The sequence below is a fragment of the Enterovibrio calviensis DSM 14347 genome (assembly GCF_000621165.1).
Classification (GTDB): Bacteria; Pseudomonadota; Gammaproteobacteria; order Enterobacterales; family Vibrionaceae; genus Enterovibrio; species Enterovibrio calviensis.
The window spans coordinates 96,093-111,931 of the sequence record NZ_JHZA01000007.1; the positions used below are offsets into that span (position 1 = coordinate 96,093).

The following is a 15,839-nucleotide window of genomic DNA, read 5'->3' on the forward strand; positions in this document are numbered from 1 at the left end:
ATAGGGTGTTTATTGGTAAGAGTTTAACCAGAAATAACTGGTATCGTGGCTTGGTTATCCATATTCATGGATTGCATTGGTGATTTTGAGTTTCTTATCGCGCTTATCGGTTTTGTAGCAATTATCCAACAAGGTATCGAGCTTCTTATCGTTCCAAAGGTGCATTGCAAAGGGCTGCATGATTACGCCTTTCTGCAATTTAAAGTGATAAACGCTACTCCGATACTTGTGCAGTGTTTGATAAGTGTTTTTTCCAAGGTAAAGATAAAGGTAATATCTTCTGCACTGAACGACTCGCCATCAGATAATGTAGTACCATCAAGAACTTCAAAGATTATATATTTATAGCGTTGCATAACATAAATATTAGTCTGTTGCTGAATGAAACTTATGGCGAATGGTTTTGAGCTTATTGAAAATTACCAACTGTTCACAAGTGAAATAACGCAAGGTATGGTGACTGCCTGATAACTCGGGTTTGTAGATTTTAGAATCAAGGCTTCATAGCGATTTGGATTGATGGTCAATTGAGACATTTCACCCACGGTTTGTTCTTTATGAAGTGTATTAACAAATAACTTCAAAATTTTAGATTTAAGCTTGCGATCCGTATGGGCAAGATATAAGTCAATGGTTTTTTGTTAATCAGTGAGTCTCACTGTAAGTTTAGCTGCATAGACAAATGAATCGATGGTGACCAAATGTAAAAAGTCAGAAACCCTTGATATGAGGTTTTCTGGTTTTTATTACTAGTCGCAGCATAGCGGATTGTCTACGCTGTGCGGTTGGTATTTCCTTTGAGATAAAACGCCAAGCCCAAATAAGCTGCTGCCTGAAGCCAAAGCTGTGTGAGATGTCCAAGCTGACTATGGAAATCAGCGCCCATCTGGTTTAATTGCAACGTCGCTTGTATTACCACGGTAGACGGCGCGAATTGCGCAATGACATTCAACCATGTTGGCAAAGCGCTGCTGGGCCACACAAATCCTGCTATGAAGAGCAACGGCATCGAGCTCAACAGCACAACCAGCGTGATGATTTCTGCGCGTTTAATGGCAATGCCAACCAAGGTGCCTAGGCCAATGGTGGCCAGAAGGAAGGGCAAGATCACTGCGGCTAATTGCAGCGGTTCAGCCATTCTATTCACGCCATTAATATCTAAGCTCGCTCCCAAGTAATACATCGACATGATGCAGTAAATCCCGGTCAGAATTGCAGTTCGCGCCCACAGGCTTTTACTGTTTCTAGCGGGCGCTAGATCTCTTGCTGATGCTGGATTTGATGCGGCGGCAGAGTGAGCACTGCCTGTAGAAACCCCAAGCATGCCAGAGGCTATGAGCAAGGTTTGCTGCAAGATAAGCATAAATACGCCGGGCACAACATAGTCGCCATAACCTGTGGTAGGGTTAAACACGGGCACTGCGTTGAGTGAAAACGGCGCGTACTGCTGAGTAGCCAGCGACATTGGCGTGTCATGCATTAAGGCGCGTTGCACTTTCACTTTAGCGCCCAAGGTGCTGCCTGTCGCAACCACACCTTCCACTATCGTGCCGTAGGTCAAGAAGAACGATGCATCACCACCCACTGACACGACAGGACTTTTTCCAAGCAGAAGATCGCGATAGAAATGCTGGGGAATAGTGACAACACCTTCAATTTCCGCAGAGGCAAAATACGGGCTGGATTCCGTTTCGCTTCCGAGTTGTTTCACAACCCGCACTTGCGGTGTCGCATCCAACATACGGATGAAGGTGCGGCTTTGCTGGCTCTGGTCGTGATCCACAATGGCGATACTTAGCTCCCGTGGCAATTGGTTTGCGTACGGCAGCGGGTAAAGCAAGGAGTAGATAATGACCCCGCCGAATACCGTAAACACGACGGCAGGGTTAGAGAACAGCCGACGAAGCTCACTGATGAATGCATCGCGCCAATTCATGATGTCACCTCTAAGGGCTTTGCATTATCTGAAGGAACAACCTCAGAATTTGCGCATAGGCGCTTCACCTTTAGCGCAACCAACAGCCAGATCACGCTAAACGATGCCAGCGCAAGAAGGGCAGGCATGGCTTGTTGCAGGGTTGCAGCGTAATTGAACTGACCAATTTGCAGGGTGATGTAATGGCTGACAGGCAGCATGGCACGCCAGCATTGCGCGAAGAACGGCATTTCACCAGCAGGAAAACTCACCCCCATAAACGCAAACGCAGGGGCGGTAAATCCCGCGACTAAACTCATCGCTCGCACGGCATTACGAGAGCCGACATACAGCAAAGCGCCGACCGCTAAACACGCCAATACCATGAGCCATTGCGCGGTGAGTAGAATCGTCCAATCTCCGTTCATTGGCCAGCCCAATCCCCAGTGCATTCCGGTAGCAAAGACGACGCCCAATAGCCACAGTGGGATCGCTGTGCCCAGTACCTTTACGCCTAGCTTTTTCGCTACCGCGCCACGGAAGTAGGTTTCAAGCCCAATGCGTTTGTCTGTCAGCGCCATAGAAAGCATGCCACTGGCGACTAGGGTGATTTGCCAAAGGGCAGGAATAATGGCGGATACCAAGAACTGTGCGTAGTTGGTGCCTGCATTGAACAAGGGGACGATTTGAAATCGAACCGGAACCGATAACCCCGCGGCTTGTGCAGACACTGTGGTGCCATGGAGCATTTCACTTTGCGTTGCGACCCGTGCAGAAAAGGTACTCTGCGCTTGGTTGATGGCGGAATTCACAAGCTTACCGATCAAGATGTACTGGCTATTGTAAAACGCCGTCACATTGGGGTTTTCGCCACGTCGGGTTGCCCGTTCGAAGTCGTGAGGGATCACCACGGTGGCATAGGTCTGGGCGCTATCTAACGACGCCGATGCAGACTCAACCTGATTGAAGCTGCGAACCGCGAGCGTTGGTGTGGCATCGTAATAGCGCACTAGCGAGCGAGACAGGGCGCTATTATCCAGATCGACGACGCCAATGGGCAGATCACGCCCTGTGCCGGATGAAAATATCGCCCATACCAACAAGAAAAGCGCCAGCGGTATGCCACCTAAAAGGGCAGCGAGCCAACGGTCAGAGGCGATGAGTCGCCACTCTTGCCAGAGTAAAGATAAGAATGAGGCGTTATTCATTCTGCTTACCTTTGTCATGCCACTTACCCTTGGGTAGCGGTTTCTGTGACCAACACGCTCATGCCAGCGCGCAGATCGCGGATAGGTTCAACAGGACGCGCTTCAATTTCAAAGGTACGCATGTCATAACCTTGCTGGCTATTGGTGGCACGCCATGTGGCAAAATCACCCATCGGCGCGACGTGCGTCACTTCAAAGCGATACGCGTTTTCCCCCAAGGCAGGAATGCTGGCATCAAACTGCGTGCCTTTTTGGAATTGGCGCAGCTTGTCTTCGCGAATGTTAAATACCGCCCAAGCGTCGTTCATGTCAATGACAGTAACAACGGGGAAACCTTGCGGTGACAACTCACCCGGTTGAAGCAATATTTGGCTGACTTCGCCACGATACCAGCTGCGAATGCGGGTATCTTTGGCATAAGCTTCCACTTCGGCAACCGCGCCGGCTGCCATACGAACTTGCTCTTGGGCTGCACGCTTGGTTTCAGAACGCGCACCTTCTTTGGCCATTTCGTACATTTGGCGTGCGGCGTTTTCGGTGTATTTCGATGCCTGCCACTGGGTAAAGGCTTCATCACGTTTTTGCTCAGCAGTTACGCCTTCTCGATAAAGGGCATCGACGCGCTGGAACGTTTTGTTCGCCAACTGTGCCGCGGCGCGGGCTTTTTGCCATTGGTCACGAGCGGCGTTAATTTCTTGGGAACGAGCGCCACTTTCAGCTTGTTCAGCCATCGCGCCTGCCGCTTCTTGGCCAGCTTTGGCTTGTTCTAGTTTGGCGTCGATCTCTGGGCTGAATAGGGTGAAGATTAAGTCGCCTTTTTCAATGGCTTCTCCCTTTTTGACCAAAACCTGATCGATGCGACCCGCCACTTTAGAAGAAACCGTGTATTGCTGGGCTTCAATTTGACCTTGGAAACGCTCAGGTTGTGGCTGATACGCATGGTAAAAGCTGTATCCGACCCATCCAATCAGGGCGGCGGCTGGCACTGCGATCAGTGCAGATTTGATGTTACTCATGGTGGATTATCCCTGTTTGGATGAAAGAGAATGGCTAATGGCGGCGGCTTGAAACTCTGGGAAACGGTTCATGTCTCCGCTCACGGCTAACAAGCGTGACAGTGACAACACATATTGATAAGACGCGGCGAGTTGTTGCGTTTTGATACTGGCGAGATACAACTCTGCATCCACCACATCCAACGAGGTTGATAACCCTTGGACAAACGCTTTTTCGCGCAGACGTAGGTTTTCATCTGCCAATAACACGCTAGATGCTAAGCCTTGATATTCTTCTAATGCTTGGTTGGCTTCGCGCCATGTTTTCTCTACCAGCAAGGAGAGATCTTGTTCGGCTTGTGCGCGCAAGTAGTTCACTTGAACCGCTGTGCTGTGTGCTGCTTTGAGTTTGTCTGAGCGTCCGCCGTTATCAATCAATGGAATGCTAACACCTACACCCACCGCCCAGTCTGGCGTCAATTCTGCGGTCAAAGAATCACCTTCAAACAGGTTGTAGTTGCCGTACAAATAAACCTGAGGAAAGTATTTCCCTTTCTCCATGTCGACTAGCCCATTGGCTTGGCTGCGTTTCGCATCCAGCACTTTTAGCCCAGGATAATCGGCCAGTGTTTTTTGCATAAACGGCGTCATGGCTGGCGCTTGTTGCTGGGTAAACAGTTCACTAGAAGGGGAAACCTCGCTTGGGCTTTTTACGAGGGTTTTCAATGCCGCTTGCGCGATATCCAAATCACGTTCGGCTTTCTTACGCTCAGTTTTCGCTTTGTCGTAGGCCACTTCCGCTTGCAAGCGCTCGCCCCGGGCAATTTGACCTTGTTCTTCTAACTTCTTCGCGTGATCAAAGTGCTTCTCTAGCCCTTGCTCTACGTCAATGCGCGTTTGTACGACTTGTTCAGCAAGGACGGTTGAAAAGTACACCTTAGCAAGATCTTCAAACTTGGCCTGTTGCGCCATTTGCATCAAATAGGTCGCTTCATTGCGTTGTGCGTTGGCAATGTCTTCGGCGGCGAGAATACGGCCACCCGTGAAAATCGGCCATATTGCGCGAATTGAACTGGTGTAAACATCGCGATCGGCAAGGGTGGTGGTAAGGAGATTATCGAGATTGCTGACTAACCCGCTCATTCCCGGAACCGACCCCGCGATTTGGCCTAGCGCGTCTCCGCCATTCATATGATGCGCTAATTGTGACGGCTTCAGTTCGACGTTTTGGTCTAGGCGCGTGTAGTTACCGCTGAGTGAAACACTCGGTAGGTGATGGGCTGATGCCGCATTGCGCATGTGTTCGGCGCGTTCAACATTGGCGCGTTGCGCGGCAATGCTGTCATTGCGTTCTTGTACCGCTTGCCATGCTTGCTCAAAAGATAAGGTTTCCGCCGATGAAAACGAGGAAAAAAGCATGAGTGCAATACCGAGTTTTACGAGACGAGAGAGGCGGTTAAATGACATTTTTCTGTTCGACATAGCACTTACCGTTTGTAAAAGATGCGCTAGTTTAGAGTTTATACTCTAAAAAGGCCAGCAAGTTGAACAGTGTAAGGAAAAGTTCAGGGAGAAGTGGGTCGAAACGGCCATGAGATTAGCGACAAATTGGCCATTGCTGTGGTGTCTATTCTCAAACTGGCCGAAACGATTTGCACATATTGCGGTTGTTGGGGGATAGGGGTAATATTGCCGACGAATTTGGACACTGGCTTATACCAGCGCTTCATTCACCAATCTAGGCTAATCAGTGCTAGAAACTCGCCTAATCAGGCAACACAGAGTAACGAACGTCAGGTTACACTGTGGGAATACTGCACTTATCCTCCGCAGTATTCTTCGAGCTGGACTCATTCATGACCTTTCCGCCTAACGCCGTGATCCCGTCCTAGGCAACGAATTCGACGCTACGTCATTTCCTTTATTGATTTATGCCCCGCTGCGCTTGGAAAATTCATTCTTGCGGTTCAAACAATGCTATTTCGGTTTTCTGCCGAATAAAGGGTGTTGCCAGCGAGTAATAAACGATAGGTTTGGGTGTGAGCGTCTGCGATTCGCATTTTTTATAGCTAGTGGTTTTCTTTGAAACAATAGGGGCTGACATGCCAACCAATACGTTGAGTGAACGTATGATTCGCTTTTTGATTCTGATGATTTTCCTCGCCGCCGCGATGGAAACGGACATCTATCTTCCCGCTTTTCCAGACATGATGACGGCCTTCAACACCAATGAAACCATGATTCAACGAGTGCTGAGTTTTAACTTCCTCGGTATTTGCCTTGCGTCGTTAATTTATGGGCCATTGTCCGATTCATTAGGGCGTCGCAATGTACTTAATGTCGGCTATGCCTTTTTCATCATTGGTAGTTTGGGTTGTGTGTTTTCAAGCAATATCGACATGTTGATTTTCTGGCGATTTGTTCAGGGCTTTGGCAGTGCGGCATGTATGATCATTGGCGCAGCCATGGTGTTCGATTTGTACAAAGCAGAAAAAGCCACGGAGATTGTGTCTGATCTCAACAGCTTGGTAGTGAGCATTATTGCGTTTGCGCCCATGCTAGGCGGGTGGATTAACTACCAGTTTGGTTATACCTATAACTTTGTGTTTATCGCGGCATTGACCATAGTCACGGGTTTGATTTGCTTCATTAAGTTGCCCGAATCATTGCCTGTCGAAAAACGTAAACCGCTTTCCCTAAGTGGCATCGGCCGTGATTACGTGACCGTGCTTAAGAACGGCGAGTTCTGGGCGAATACGCTGATCACCACGGCTATTTTTTCAGGCTACATGGTGTTCATTTCCAACATGCCACTGATCTTCGTGAACCACTTGGGCATTGATACCGCCGTGTTTCCTTTCTATCAAGTGAGCTTATTGGTGGCATTCGTGATTGCGAGCATCAATAACGGCCGTTTGATCAAATGGTTTGGCGTGAATAGCCTACGTCGATATGGTTTTCTGACCATTGTATTGATGACGTTGACGCTGTTTGTGTTACCGACGACTTGGCAGCAGCAACCGTTGTTGGTTACCTCACTCATGGTGCTTTATTCCTTGGGCGCAGGCGTGTGCATTGGTATTTTCTTTGCGCGTTCAATGGAAGCCGTACCCAATCAAACCGGCGTGAGTGCCTCGTTGGTTACCGCGATTCGCCTCGCGCTGGTGGCATTGGTGATCGATATCAGTGGCGCTTTGTTTGATGGCACCATGACATCTGTCATCAATCTCATCAGCGTGTGTATTCTACTGAGTGTGATCATCTATCTTGGTGATAACCTGCGAGCTAGGCGTCACAAGGCTAGCCTCACGGTTTGATGGTCTGGCTGTCAGATTTTCAATAACGATTAAAGCCTGCATATGATGCAGGCTTTTTTGTGCCAGTTTTACTCGATTAGCTTTCCGGCCTGCGCGATCTCAATACAACCTAAACCTGATAAATGACTGACCTCTGAATGGGTCAGTTGTTTAGTTGTCCGCTCGGGATGTAATTCCTTCAGCAGAAAAAAGAGCGCATTAGCGGCTGGCGTTTGACCAACAACATAAATCGATGGTGGTAGTTCTTCAGAGAAATACGTTGAGGTTAACAGTGATTTAATATCGCTGGCAGCGATTGCCCCCATCAAAAAACTGGCTAATTCTTCCTGTGATAGACCGTAAAATTGCTCGCGAATACGCAGGGAAAACAGCGTCTTTGTGATACCGACTTTTTGCGCACTCTTTGCACCGTCGAAAAGGCACTGGGTGTCGATTGTCTCAGTAAAGCGCGCTTGGAGGCTTGTCGACAAAATAGTGTGAAAGGTGACAGCAGCAGTAAGCTCTCCGGTCAGTGTTGTTGAGCAGCCTGTGATATTTTGGTCACTATCAATGAACACGAATTTGGTGTGGCTACCTGGCAATGCGATCACTGCCGATTGTCCTTTTGGAATAAAGCGCATTGCCGCAAACGCTTCTACCTCTTCACCGCGCATCATGTCCATCTGCGCCCAGCTTCCCGCGTCCTCCGACACCGTATTCTTAACGCCGGGAATAAAGTAAATGAGAAGCGGGTTTATCTCGGGTATTACTCTCTTGACCACGTTTCTAGCGAGTTTTTCTCGATTAACTGGCGCAGGAACATGAGCAACATCAACGAGGCCGAGTTTGGAACTAATCATGCCTGATGCCAGCGTTAACCCAATGTCTGATTCGGATAATTGGTGCCTTTGAAGTATTGCTTCTATCGCGTGTCGAATTGCATCGGTAATTGCTGTGGTATTACCGTCGATACTGGTGTTTTTGACCCCGACAGGGGCCTTTTCAATATCGACAAGTTGTTCGCCTCGCCAAAGCCTGACTCGGGTGTTGGTCGTTCCCGTATCTATCGTAAGAATCAGCATAGCCTGCCTCTAATCCTGTTTGAGTTAAATACGTCCAAACTTGGCGAGTAACTGTTCTACGGTTGCGCCCGCTAAGATTTCGTTGCGGACCATTTCTTCGTTTGCTGCGAGCTTTTTGGCTCCCTCGTAAACTTCTTCCAGAATGTCAGATGCAACCACCGTGACGCCCAACTCGTCGGCAACAACCAAATCACCGGGGTGGACAATGATCCCAGCGCAAGAAATAGGGACATTGATTTCAATCGGAGCAGTGCGGCTTGTATAGGCAGAGTGCGCCGCCCGGGGAGACACAGAACGAGATGCGATGGGGTATTCCAGCAATTTTGATTCATCTGTATCTCTTACTGAGCCATCAACCACAGTGCCTACTACACCTGCTGCACGAGCAAGCCCAGACATAAGGCCACCCCAAACCGAGGTATTCGGTGTGCCGTTTGCATCGATAACGATAACGTCACCGGGGCGAGCGACATCAAAAATTGGAAGGCAATCAACAATGTCTCCGGGTGTGAGTTTGACCGTCAATGCGGTGCCAATAAACGGTTGATTGACCGTGCGAAATTTGATTTCACAGTCCATGACACCTTCGCGGTTTTGTGAATCGCTAAACACGGCAGATACACTTAAAACATTTGTCATTTCGCGACACTTTTCTACCAATGCCTGATTGTTTTCTGGTGAGTTGTTGATGATTTTCTTTTCATATTCCATGTTAAATCTCCTGCAATTTAGCGATTTGAAGCGGCGATTAGCGCTTTGGCTTTTTCCGTAATAAGAGAAAATTGTTTGTCTTCGACGATTCGAGGATTGACGAGTTCTCCGCCAATACCGATACCGCAAGCACCCGCACCGAAAAAGGAAGCTGCGTTGGCTTCAGTGACACCACCAACAGCGATGATGGGGATATTTTTCAGCACGCCAGTGATGGCTTTTAGGTAGCTAGCCCCAAAAATGCCACCGGGAAATAATTTGACAAAATCGGCACCAGCTTGGTGAGCCTCAATCACTTCGGTTGGGGTTAGCGCACCTGGGATAGAGACTAAGCCTTGGTCGTTAGATGCTTGAATAACGGCAGAATCCGTATTGGGTGATACAACGAAACATGCTCCTGCCTCTTTGGCTGCATAAACTTGTTCTGGTTGGGTGACGGTGCCAACACCGCAATAAACTTGTTCTCCATAGGTGTCGGCAATCATTGAGACTGAACGTAATGTTTCTGATGGTGAACCGTCATGAGGAAACGTCACTTCGAGCACTTTAATGCCTCCCTCTATCAGAGCATCAACGAGGGGGATCATATTGTGTGCGGGAATGCCTCTGATGATGGCGAACACCTTCTCGTCTTTAATGGCACTGACCACATTTGCCTTATCCACTATCACGATCCACTCCTCGACAACGGTGATTGACTGTGTTGTGTCAGTGGGTTTAGGGGAGGATTGCCAAGCAGGACTTCTCTCGCGTTTTCCGCAGCGATTCGGCGACACTCGTTAAACGCATCAGAAGATACATAAGCGACATGAGGCGTGATAATGCAGTTTGGCAGGCTGAAAAGTGGGTTTTGAACTGGGTCCCAATGTGTCAGCTTTGCGGGTTCCTCTTCGGGATCATCTAGGCCGGCTGACGCAATCCATTTCTCTGTCAGTGCCACATAGAGCGCGCGATTATCAATGAGCTTTCCTCGTGCTCCGTTGATAATAACCGCCGATTTTTTCATCATCCGAAGTTCATTTTCGCCAATCATACGGTCGGTTTCCGGGGTATGAGGGCACATTAGATTGACGATGTCCGACGTTTGAAGGAGTGAGTTGAGATCGACTTTTTCCACCCCAGTGCTTTTCATGAAACTGCGAGATACGTGCGGGTCGTAGGCCACTACCTTGAAACCGAGACTTTGAACTTTGTGTGCAATATTTTGTGCGATTCGGCCGTAGCCAACGAGCCCCCAAACACTGTCTCGAAATCGGATGGGCAAAATACCGTCCATGTTCCAATGCCAATTGCCTTGATGGGTGAAGTCGTTGTATGCAGGAAGGCGTCTAGCGAGAGACAAAGCCATTGAAATAGAGTGGTCGGCGACTTCATCAAGACAATAGTCCGGAACATTAGTCACTTGTATGCCGAAGTCACGGCATGCCTCTACATCTAAAATATCCACCCCAATGCCATAGCGACAAATGACTTTGCATTGCTTCAATTGGGTAATGGTGCTTCGCGGGATTTTTGCATATTGCTGGAGCAAGGCATCGGCATCCCCCGCTAATTCCGCAAGACCTTCTCCGCTTTTGCATTGAAGGCCAATGACTTCTGCACCGATAGGTTCGAGAACGGCCTTTTCAATCTCTAAATCTGGGTAGTCGTAGTCGGTGATATACACTTTAAATTTCGGGTCGCTCATTAGCATCATCCTGATTGCGATGTTTATCTTTGGGCTTTCATGACTGCCATTCCTACATTTACTTAATGTCATATGGCATCTAACATCTGATATGTTAGATATTTATAGCAATCGAAGAATCTATTGATCAATAGAGGCTGTGTTTCAAAAATGAGTATTTATCAGGAGTTAATTATTAGATCTTGATTTATATGAGTTTTAAATATTATGGTTTTATCTGGTTCATTTGGCGGTAAAGTTTGGTTTTAAGAGTGAATGCTGAATATTCAAATGACTCACGCTAATATTGCAGGTGATGAGGCTGGTTTTGCAGACTGCATCGTGATGATGACTCCAGAAGAATAGGGTTTGGCGGGATGAATACACACGACAATGAACGAATAGAACGACCTAAGTCGCTAACCGAAATGGTTATAGAGCGGCTGCAAACCGCCATTATGGAAGGGGATTTAAAACTAGGGCAGGCGTTATCAGAAACCATGCTGGCGACAAAGTTTGGTGTTAGCAAAACCCCCGTCAGAGAGGCGCTTTTCCGGTTAAAACAGGAAGGCGTTGTCGACATTATCCCCCAGAAGGGGAGCTTTGTATTCTTGCCTGATCCTCATCAGGTCAATGACTTATGTGAATTTAGAGCATATATCGAGCCATTGGGTCTTGCAGAGGCGTTCCAAGAAGGTGGACTCGACTTTTTAGATGATCTTGAAGTGTGTGTTACCAAGATGCGGCGGCTTCTCCAACGTGATGATCTCGTTGGATACCTCAGGATGGATACCCAATTCCATCAAACTTTCTTTGACTACTGTGCTAATCCATACCTCAAAGCATCATATGCGCTTATCTCGACGAAGGCCGCTGCATTGAGAAGTCATATGTCAATGAACAAGTCGAAGGCTGATATGTCAAACCTTCAGCATATTGAAATTTTGGAGTTACTGAACGACGGGAAAATTGAAGAAGCTATTGCCCTATTGAAAAGACATATTGTTGATATAAAGAAAGATTTTCTAGTAACGGTTAGCTGACTACATTTTATTTCCAGCAAGGGAATATGGAAAAAGCCGCTTTTAAAGCGGCTTTTTTAGTTATAAAAAACATAAACTTAAAACTAAAAATGTAGGTATATTTTAATGGGGCGACGTTTGGTTCCCTTTTTTGTTGGGTTCTGCGTTTTTTTGAAATCAATTAAGTTTAATTAATTCAATGGATTGAATTTGCAATTTCACTATTCTCACTTTTGTTACTTTTATACGTCATATCTAACATGCTAAAAATATTAATAGTTAAATAAATTGATATGTCAGTGGGTTTTTAGCAACAAGATATAGCCAAAAGAAACATTGATATTCCAGTTGATGAAGTGAAGTTTCTAGGGAACAGACATGGCGAGTTTAAACAGGACACTTATCGAAGTTTGTCATGCCGAAAAGAGCTTTGGCGCGAACAAAGTACTTATCGACATGAATTTTGAGTTGCTATCCGGCGAGGTACACGCACTGGTCGGTGAGAACGGTGCAGGTAAATCGACGACATTAGGTTTGATGTATGGATTGATTCAGCCTGATGTCGGTGAGGTAAAAGTCCTTGGCAGATCAGAACGTATTGAAAGTCCTTCACACGCTCAAGAGCTAGGTATTGGTTGTGTGTTCCAAGAGCTAAGTCTCGCAGGCGCGCTTTCTGTTGCCGAAAATATTTTCGTAGGGCGTATGCCGACAAAATTCGGAGTGATCGATCGGCCGGTACTCATTCAAAAGGCAGAAAGTCTTCTCGCCGAGTTCGGTGTATACATCGATGTGACGATGCCTGTGGATTCGTTGCCTATCAGTACCCGTCAACTGGTAGAAATTGCCAAAGCGCTATCACTCAACTCCCAAGTCCTTCTTCTCGACGAGCCAACATCAGCGTTAACCCCTGACGAGGTTCAATCACTTTTCGTTGTCTTGCGGAAACTTGCGCAAAAAGGCATCGGTATTGTTTATGTCAGCCACCACATGTCAGAGATTTTTGAGATAGCCGATCGTATTACGGCTCTCAGAGATGGACGTCGAGTAAGCACTGCAGTGGTATCGGAAACGAGTGTCGATCGCGTCATTACAGACATGGTTGGCGGCGAGATTCCAAAGAGAGAGCGAGAGAAAACCAGTGAGTTGGGAACTGAAAGACTCAGCGTGAATAACCTCTCTTTTCCGGGGCTTTTCGATGACGTCTCTTTTTCTCTGCAAGCTGGAGAAATTGTAGGTCTTGCTGGATTGATGGGTTCGAACCGGAGCGTTATCGCCAAAGCGTTAGTCGGGTTGCATCCCTACAGTGATGGAGACATGAAAGTGAACGGTGAGAGTGTGGATTTTCATTCCCTCCCAGAAGCTATGGAAGCCGGTATTGGGTATGTACCCGAAGAGCGGAAAACCGAGGGGCTGTTTTTGGATTTCTCCGTTCGGGACAACCTGACGGTATCCAGCTTGAAAAGCCACGCGAATCCCTTTGGTTTTCTGTCAGAAAAATCCGCATCAAAAGTCACTGAAGAAGCCATTAAACGCTTCAGGATAAAAACCGAAGATCAGGATATTCCTCTCGCCTCTCTTTCTGGGGGCAATCAACAAAAAGTCATGCTTGCTAAATGGTTGGAGCGAAATCCTGATGTTCTCGTGATCGATGAACCCACCAAGGGCGTTGATATCGGGGCCAAATTTCAAATTCATGCTGAGCTTCGAAAATGCGCAGAAAAAGGGATGTCAATTTTGGTTGTGTCCTCCGATTTTCCAGAGCTAACGATACTGGCAGACCGCATTGTCGTGGTTAGGGAAGGGCGAATTACAGGCGAAGTCAAAGCCACTGACGCGTCAGAAAATACCATTCTAGAACTGGCCGCTGGCGTATCTCAGTCGTAAAGAACAAAACACAGGGAGTGATAACCATGGTTTCTCAAACGCCAACAACATGCTCGGAACAAAAACCAGAAAGTCCTTTTTCTCGGATTGTTTCAAAGATCGTAAAAACCCGCGAAGTGACGCTCTTAGTCCTTATTTTTTCGATAGTTGTCACGATGTCTTTCGTGTCTCCTTACTTCTTTAGTGCTGGAAATTTCCGTGCTATTGCGGTGGGAATGGTGCCAACGGCGATCATCGTTATTGGCATGGCGATTCTATTAACATCTGGTGGGTTCGACTTATCTGTTGGCTCTGTCATGGCCCTTTCAAGTACTGTCGTGGCGATGTTGCTATTGGCGGGCCTATCAATCCCTGTCGCAGTGGGGTTGGGGTTAGTTTTGGGCGCTGTGTGCGGGCTTGTGAACGGCGTGCTTGTGACAAAAGTCGGAATAAACCCGCTTGTCGCAACGTTGGGCACCATGTCAATTGCACGAGGAGCAGCGCTGGTCCTGACAGAAGGATTTTCAGTTTCAAACCTTCCAACAGAATTTGGCATTGTTGGTAAAACGGCAGTGCTCGGTATTCCTATGCTTTTTGTGCTGGTTCTTGTGCTCGTGGTGACCTTTGATCTGCTGGTTAGGCATACCCTATTTTTCCGCCAAATTTACTTTATCGGTGCCAATGAGAAAGCCGCAATGCTTTCAGGTATTCCTGTCGATAGGGTTCGAATTATCGCATACGTGTTGACTGGCACTCTCGCTGCTCTGGCTGGGGTTTTACTGGCGTCGAGATTAATGAGTGGGACGCCGACGGCGGGGAATGCTTTGGAATTACAAGTTTTGGCGGCGGCGGTTATCGGTGGCGCATCTTTGCGCGGTGGTGAAGGCACAATCCTAGGTGCGTTTCTTGGCGTTGTCTTTGTCGCATTAATAAATAACGCCATGACGATGCTCGCGGTATCGATTTATTGGCAGGTAATAGTGACGGGCGCGGTACTGGTATCGGCGGTGGCTTTGGACATGCTGGTAAGAAGAAAAGTCGCATAACTCTTATTACATACAATGACGTTGTTTGGAGAAGTAGTATGAAAGATATAACAGCAAGCAGAAGAAAGTTCTTGATGGCAAGTGGGCTAGGTTTGGCTGGCATGGCATTGCCACAACTCTCGCCAGAAGCTTTGGCTGCCGGTGCGGGAAAAGAGTATGTATTTCTGTCGGTAGTCACACAAGTACCATTTTGGGTCGATCATCGCGCCGCGTTGAAAGATGTCGAGTCTGCGTTGGGAGTCAAAACAACGTTTACGGGCCCGTTGGATTTCGATACGGCAGCGCAAGCCAGACAATTGGATGAGCTGATCGCTAGACGCCCAGCTGGCATCATGATTTTCCCAGGAGACCCAGCGGCGCTTAAGCCGGGTGTAGAAAGGGCCGTTGAAGCGGGTATCCCCGTCATGACACTAACCGGTGATATTCCTGACAGTGAGCGCTCTACGTTTCTCGGTATCGACGGTTTTAGCGCGGGCAAAGTGGGCGGCGAATTGCTTGCCCAAGCCATCGGCGGAAAAGGGAAGGTATTGCTCGGGACATTCCCAGCGCCGGCAACGCTCGCAAGGGTTGAAGGTTACAAAGCTGTTTTTGCCGAGAAGTATCCAGATATCGAAGTTGTCGATGTGATCAACGATAAGGCCGACCCTTCCTATGCGCCCACCGCTTATTTGCAGGCCATTCTCGCGAATCCTGATGTTGTCGGTCTTGGCGGCACCGATGGTGATAGCGGTAAGGGAGCCGCAATTGCGGTGACAGAAGCGGGCAAGAAAGGACAGATTAAAATCGTCGCTATGGACCGCAACGATGACATGCTTCCCTATATAGAGGACGGCACTATTTATGGCTCAGTCGCACAAAAATCTTACCTTGAAGCTTTTCTAGCCGTGCACTTAATGCATTGGCAAAACACCGACGGAATGAAGGTGTTGCCGGATCCGCTACAAGCAGGTATCGATCCATTACCTAATTATGTGGACACCGGTGTAATGACAATTACCAAAGGAAATGTCAATCAATTTAAGCACGTATAACGAC

14 protein-coding genes are annotated in these 15,839 nt (G+C 47.8%); 5 read left to right on the forward strand and 9 right to left on the reverse strand.

The annotated features are described in order from the left end of the window. Positions 1–54 precede the first annotated feature (54 nt). From Q365_RS27315 to Q365_RS0105215, 5 genes are all read right to left on the reverse strand, one after another. A complete protein-coding gene (locus tag Q365_RS27315; protein ID WP_281173690.1) occupies positions 55–180 on the reverse strand; it encodes a hypothetical protein in 126 nt (41 codons plus the stop codon). Between the two features lie 592 nt (positions 181–772). Continuing rightward, a complete protein-coding gene (locus tag Q365_RS0105200; RefSeq protein WP_028022339.1) occupies positions 773–1,936 on the reverse strand; it encodes an ABC transporter permease in 1,164 nt (387 codons plus the stop codon). Continuing rightward, positions 1,933–3,123 carry an ABC transporter permease gene (locus Q365_RS0105205; protein WP_028022340.1) on the reverse strand — a complete coding sequence of 397 codons (1,191 nt, stop codon included), beginning with the start codon at positions 3,121–3,123 and terminating at the stop codon, positions 1,933–1,935. The genes Q365_RS0105200 and Q365_RS0105205 overlap by 4 nt, the downstream gene beginning before the upstream one ends. Before the next feature lie 23 nt (positions 3,124–3,146). After that, on the reverse strand, positions 3,147–4,139 hold the full coding sequence (locus tag Q365_RS0105210; protein WP_028022341.1) for an HlyD family secretion protein: 993 nt from the start codon (positions 4,137–4,139) through the stop codon (positions 3,147–3,149). Between the two features lie 6 nt (positions 4,140–4,145). Continuing rightward, the gene (locus tag Q365_RS0105215; protein ID WP_028022342.1) at positions 4,146–5,600 is read right to left on the reverse strand and encodes a TolC family protein; all 1,455 of its coding nucleotides are present in this window, start codon (positions 5,598–5,600) and stop codon (positions 4,146–4,148) included. A 620-nt stretch (positions 5,601–6,220) separates the two neighbouring features. Here Q365_RS0105215 and Q365_RS0105220 point away from each other — a divergent pair. Further along, the gene (locus tag Q365_RS0105220; RefSeq protein WP_028022343.1) at positions 6,221–7,435 is read left to right on the forward strand and encodes a multidrug effflux MFS transporter; all 1,215 of its coding nucleotides are present in this window, start codon (positions 6,221–6,223) and stop codon (positions 7,433–7,435) included. A 68-nt stretch (positions 7,436–7,503) separates the two neighbouring features. On the opposite strand, the gene Q365_RS0105225 is transcribed toward Q365_RS0105220, so the two are convergent. Genes Q365_RS0105225 through Q365_RS0105240 form a run of 4 tightly spaced genes read right to left on the reverse strand, consistent with a single transcriptional unit; the run spans position 7,504 to position 10,894 of the window. After that, complete coding sequence (locus Q365_RS0105225) at positions 7,504–8,496, reverse strand: 2-dehydro-3-deoxygalactonokinase (RefSeq protein WP_028022344.1); 993 nt, start codon at positions 8,494–8,496, stop codon at positions 7,504–7,506. A 24-nt stretch (positions 8,497–8,520) separates the two neighbouring features. Next, a complete protein-coding gene (locus Q365_RS0105230; protein WP_035024537.1) occupies positions 8,521–9,207 on the reverse strand; it encodes an RraA family protein in 687 nt (228 codons plus the stop codon). Between the two features lie 17 nt (positions 9,208–9,224). After that, a complete protein-coding gene (locus tag Q365_RS0105235; protein ID WP_051563749.1) occupies positions 9,225–9,878 on the reverse strand; it encodes a bifunctional 4-hydroxy-2-oxoglutarate aldolase/2-dehydro-3-deoxy-phosphogluconate aldolase in 654 nt (217 codons plus the stop codon). Next, a complete protein-coding gene (locus Q365_RS0105240; protein ID WP_028022347.1) occupies positions 9,875–10,894 on the reverse strand; it encodes a C-terminal binding protein in 1,020 nt (339 codons plus the stop codon). The genes Q365_RS0105235 and Q365_RS0105240 overlap by 4 nt, the downstream gene beginning before the upstream one ends. A 356-nt stretch (positions 10,895–11,250) precedes the next feature. Between Q365_RS0105240 and Q365_RS0105250 the strand changes: the two genes are divergently transcribed. From Q365_RS0105250 to Q365_RS0105265, 4 genes are all read left to right on the forward strand, one after another. After that, positions 11,251–11,916: a GntR family transcriptional regulator gene (locus tag Q365_RS0105250; protein WP_028022348.1), complete on the forward strand. Its 666-nt coding sequence runs from the start codon at positions 11,251–11,253 to the stop codon at positions 11,914–11,916. Between the two features lie 357 nt (positions 11,917–12,273). Then, positions 12,274–13,779 carry a sugar ABC transporter ATP-binding protein gene (locus Q365_RS0105255; RefSeq protein WP_028022349.1) on the forward strand — a complete coding sequence of 502 codons (1,506 nt, stop codon included), beginning with the start codon at positions 12,274–12,276 and terminating at the stop codon, positions 13,777–13,779. A gap of 26 nt (positions 13,780–13,805) precedes the next feature. After that, on the forward strand, positions 13,806–14,804 hold the full coding sequence (locus Q365_RS0105260) for an ABC transporter permease (protein ID WP_035024539.1): 999 nt from the start codon (positions 13,806–13,808) through the stop codon (positions 14,802–14,804). A gap of 38 nt (positions 14,805–14,842) precedes the next feature. Then, positions 14,843–15,835, forward strand: a complete 993-nt coding sequence (locus tag Q365_RS0105265) for a substrate-binding domain-containing protein (RefSeq protein ID WP_028022351.1) — start codon at positions 14,843–14,845, stop codon at positions 15,833–15,835. Positions 15,836–15,839: the final 4 nt, after the last annotated feature.

What these genes read in the sequence shown, in the direction of transcription:
- Q365_RS27315 (WP_281173690.1), bottom strand. Translation starts at nt 180, where the DNA reads ATGCAGCCCTTTGCAATGCACCTTTGGAACGATAAGAAGCTCGATACC.
- Q365_RS0105200 (WP_028022339.1), bottom strand. Translation starts at nt 1,936, where the DNA reads ATGAATTGGCGCGATGCATTCATCAGTGAGCTTCGTCGGCTGTTCTCT.
- Q365_RS0105205 (WP_028022340.1), bottom strand. Translation starts at nt 3,123, where the DNA reads ATGAATAACGCCTCATTCTTATCTTTACTCTGGCAAGAGTGGCGACTC.
- Q365_RS0105210 (WP_028022341.1), bottom strand. Translation starts at nt 4,139, where the DNA reads ATGAGTAACATCAAATCTGCACTGATCGCAGTGCCAGCCGCCGCCCTG.
- Q365_RS0105215 (WP_028022342.1), bottom strand. Translation starts at nt 5,600, where the DNA reads ATGTCGAACAGAAAAATGTCATTTAACCGCCTCTCTCGTCTCGTAAAA.
- Q365_RS0105220 (WP_028022343.1), top strand. Translation starts at nt 6,221, where the DNA reads ATGCCAACCAATACGTTGAGTGAACGTATGATTCGCTTTTTGATTCTG.
- Q365_RS0105225 (WP_028022344.1), bottom strand. Translation starts at nt 8,496, where the DNA reads ATGCTGATTCTTACGATAGATACGGGAACGACCAACACCCGAGTCAGG.
- Q365_RS0105230 (WP_035024537.1), bottom strand. Translation starts at nt 9,207, where the DNA reads ATGGAATATGAAAAGAAAATCATCAACAACTCACCAGAAAACAATCAG.
- Q365_RS0105240 (WP_028022347.1), bottom strand. Translation starts at nt 10,894, where the DNA reads ATGAGCGACCCGAAATTTAAAGTGTATATCACCGACTACGACTACCCA.
- Q365_RS0105250 (WP_028022348.1), top strand. Translation starts at nt 11,251, where the DNA reads ATGAATACACACGACAATGAACGAATAGAACGACCTAAGTCGCTAACC.
- Q365_RS0105255 (WP_028022349.1), top strand. Translation starts at nt 12,274, where the DNA reads ATGGCGAGTTTAAACAGGACACTTATCGAAGTTTGTCATGCCGAAAAG.
- Q365_RS0105260 (WP_035024539.1), top strand. Translation starts at nt 13,806, where the DNA reads ATGGTTTCTCAAACGCCAACAACATGCTCGGAACAAAAACCAGAAAGT.
- Q365_RS0105265 (WP_028022351.1), top strand. Translation starts at nt 14,843, where the DNA reads ATGAAAGATATAACAGCAAGCAGAAGAAAGTTCTTGATGGCAAGTGGG.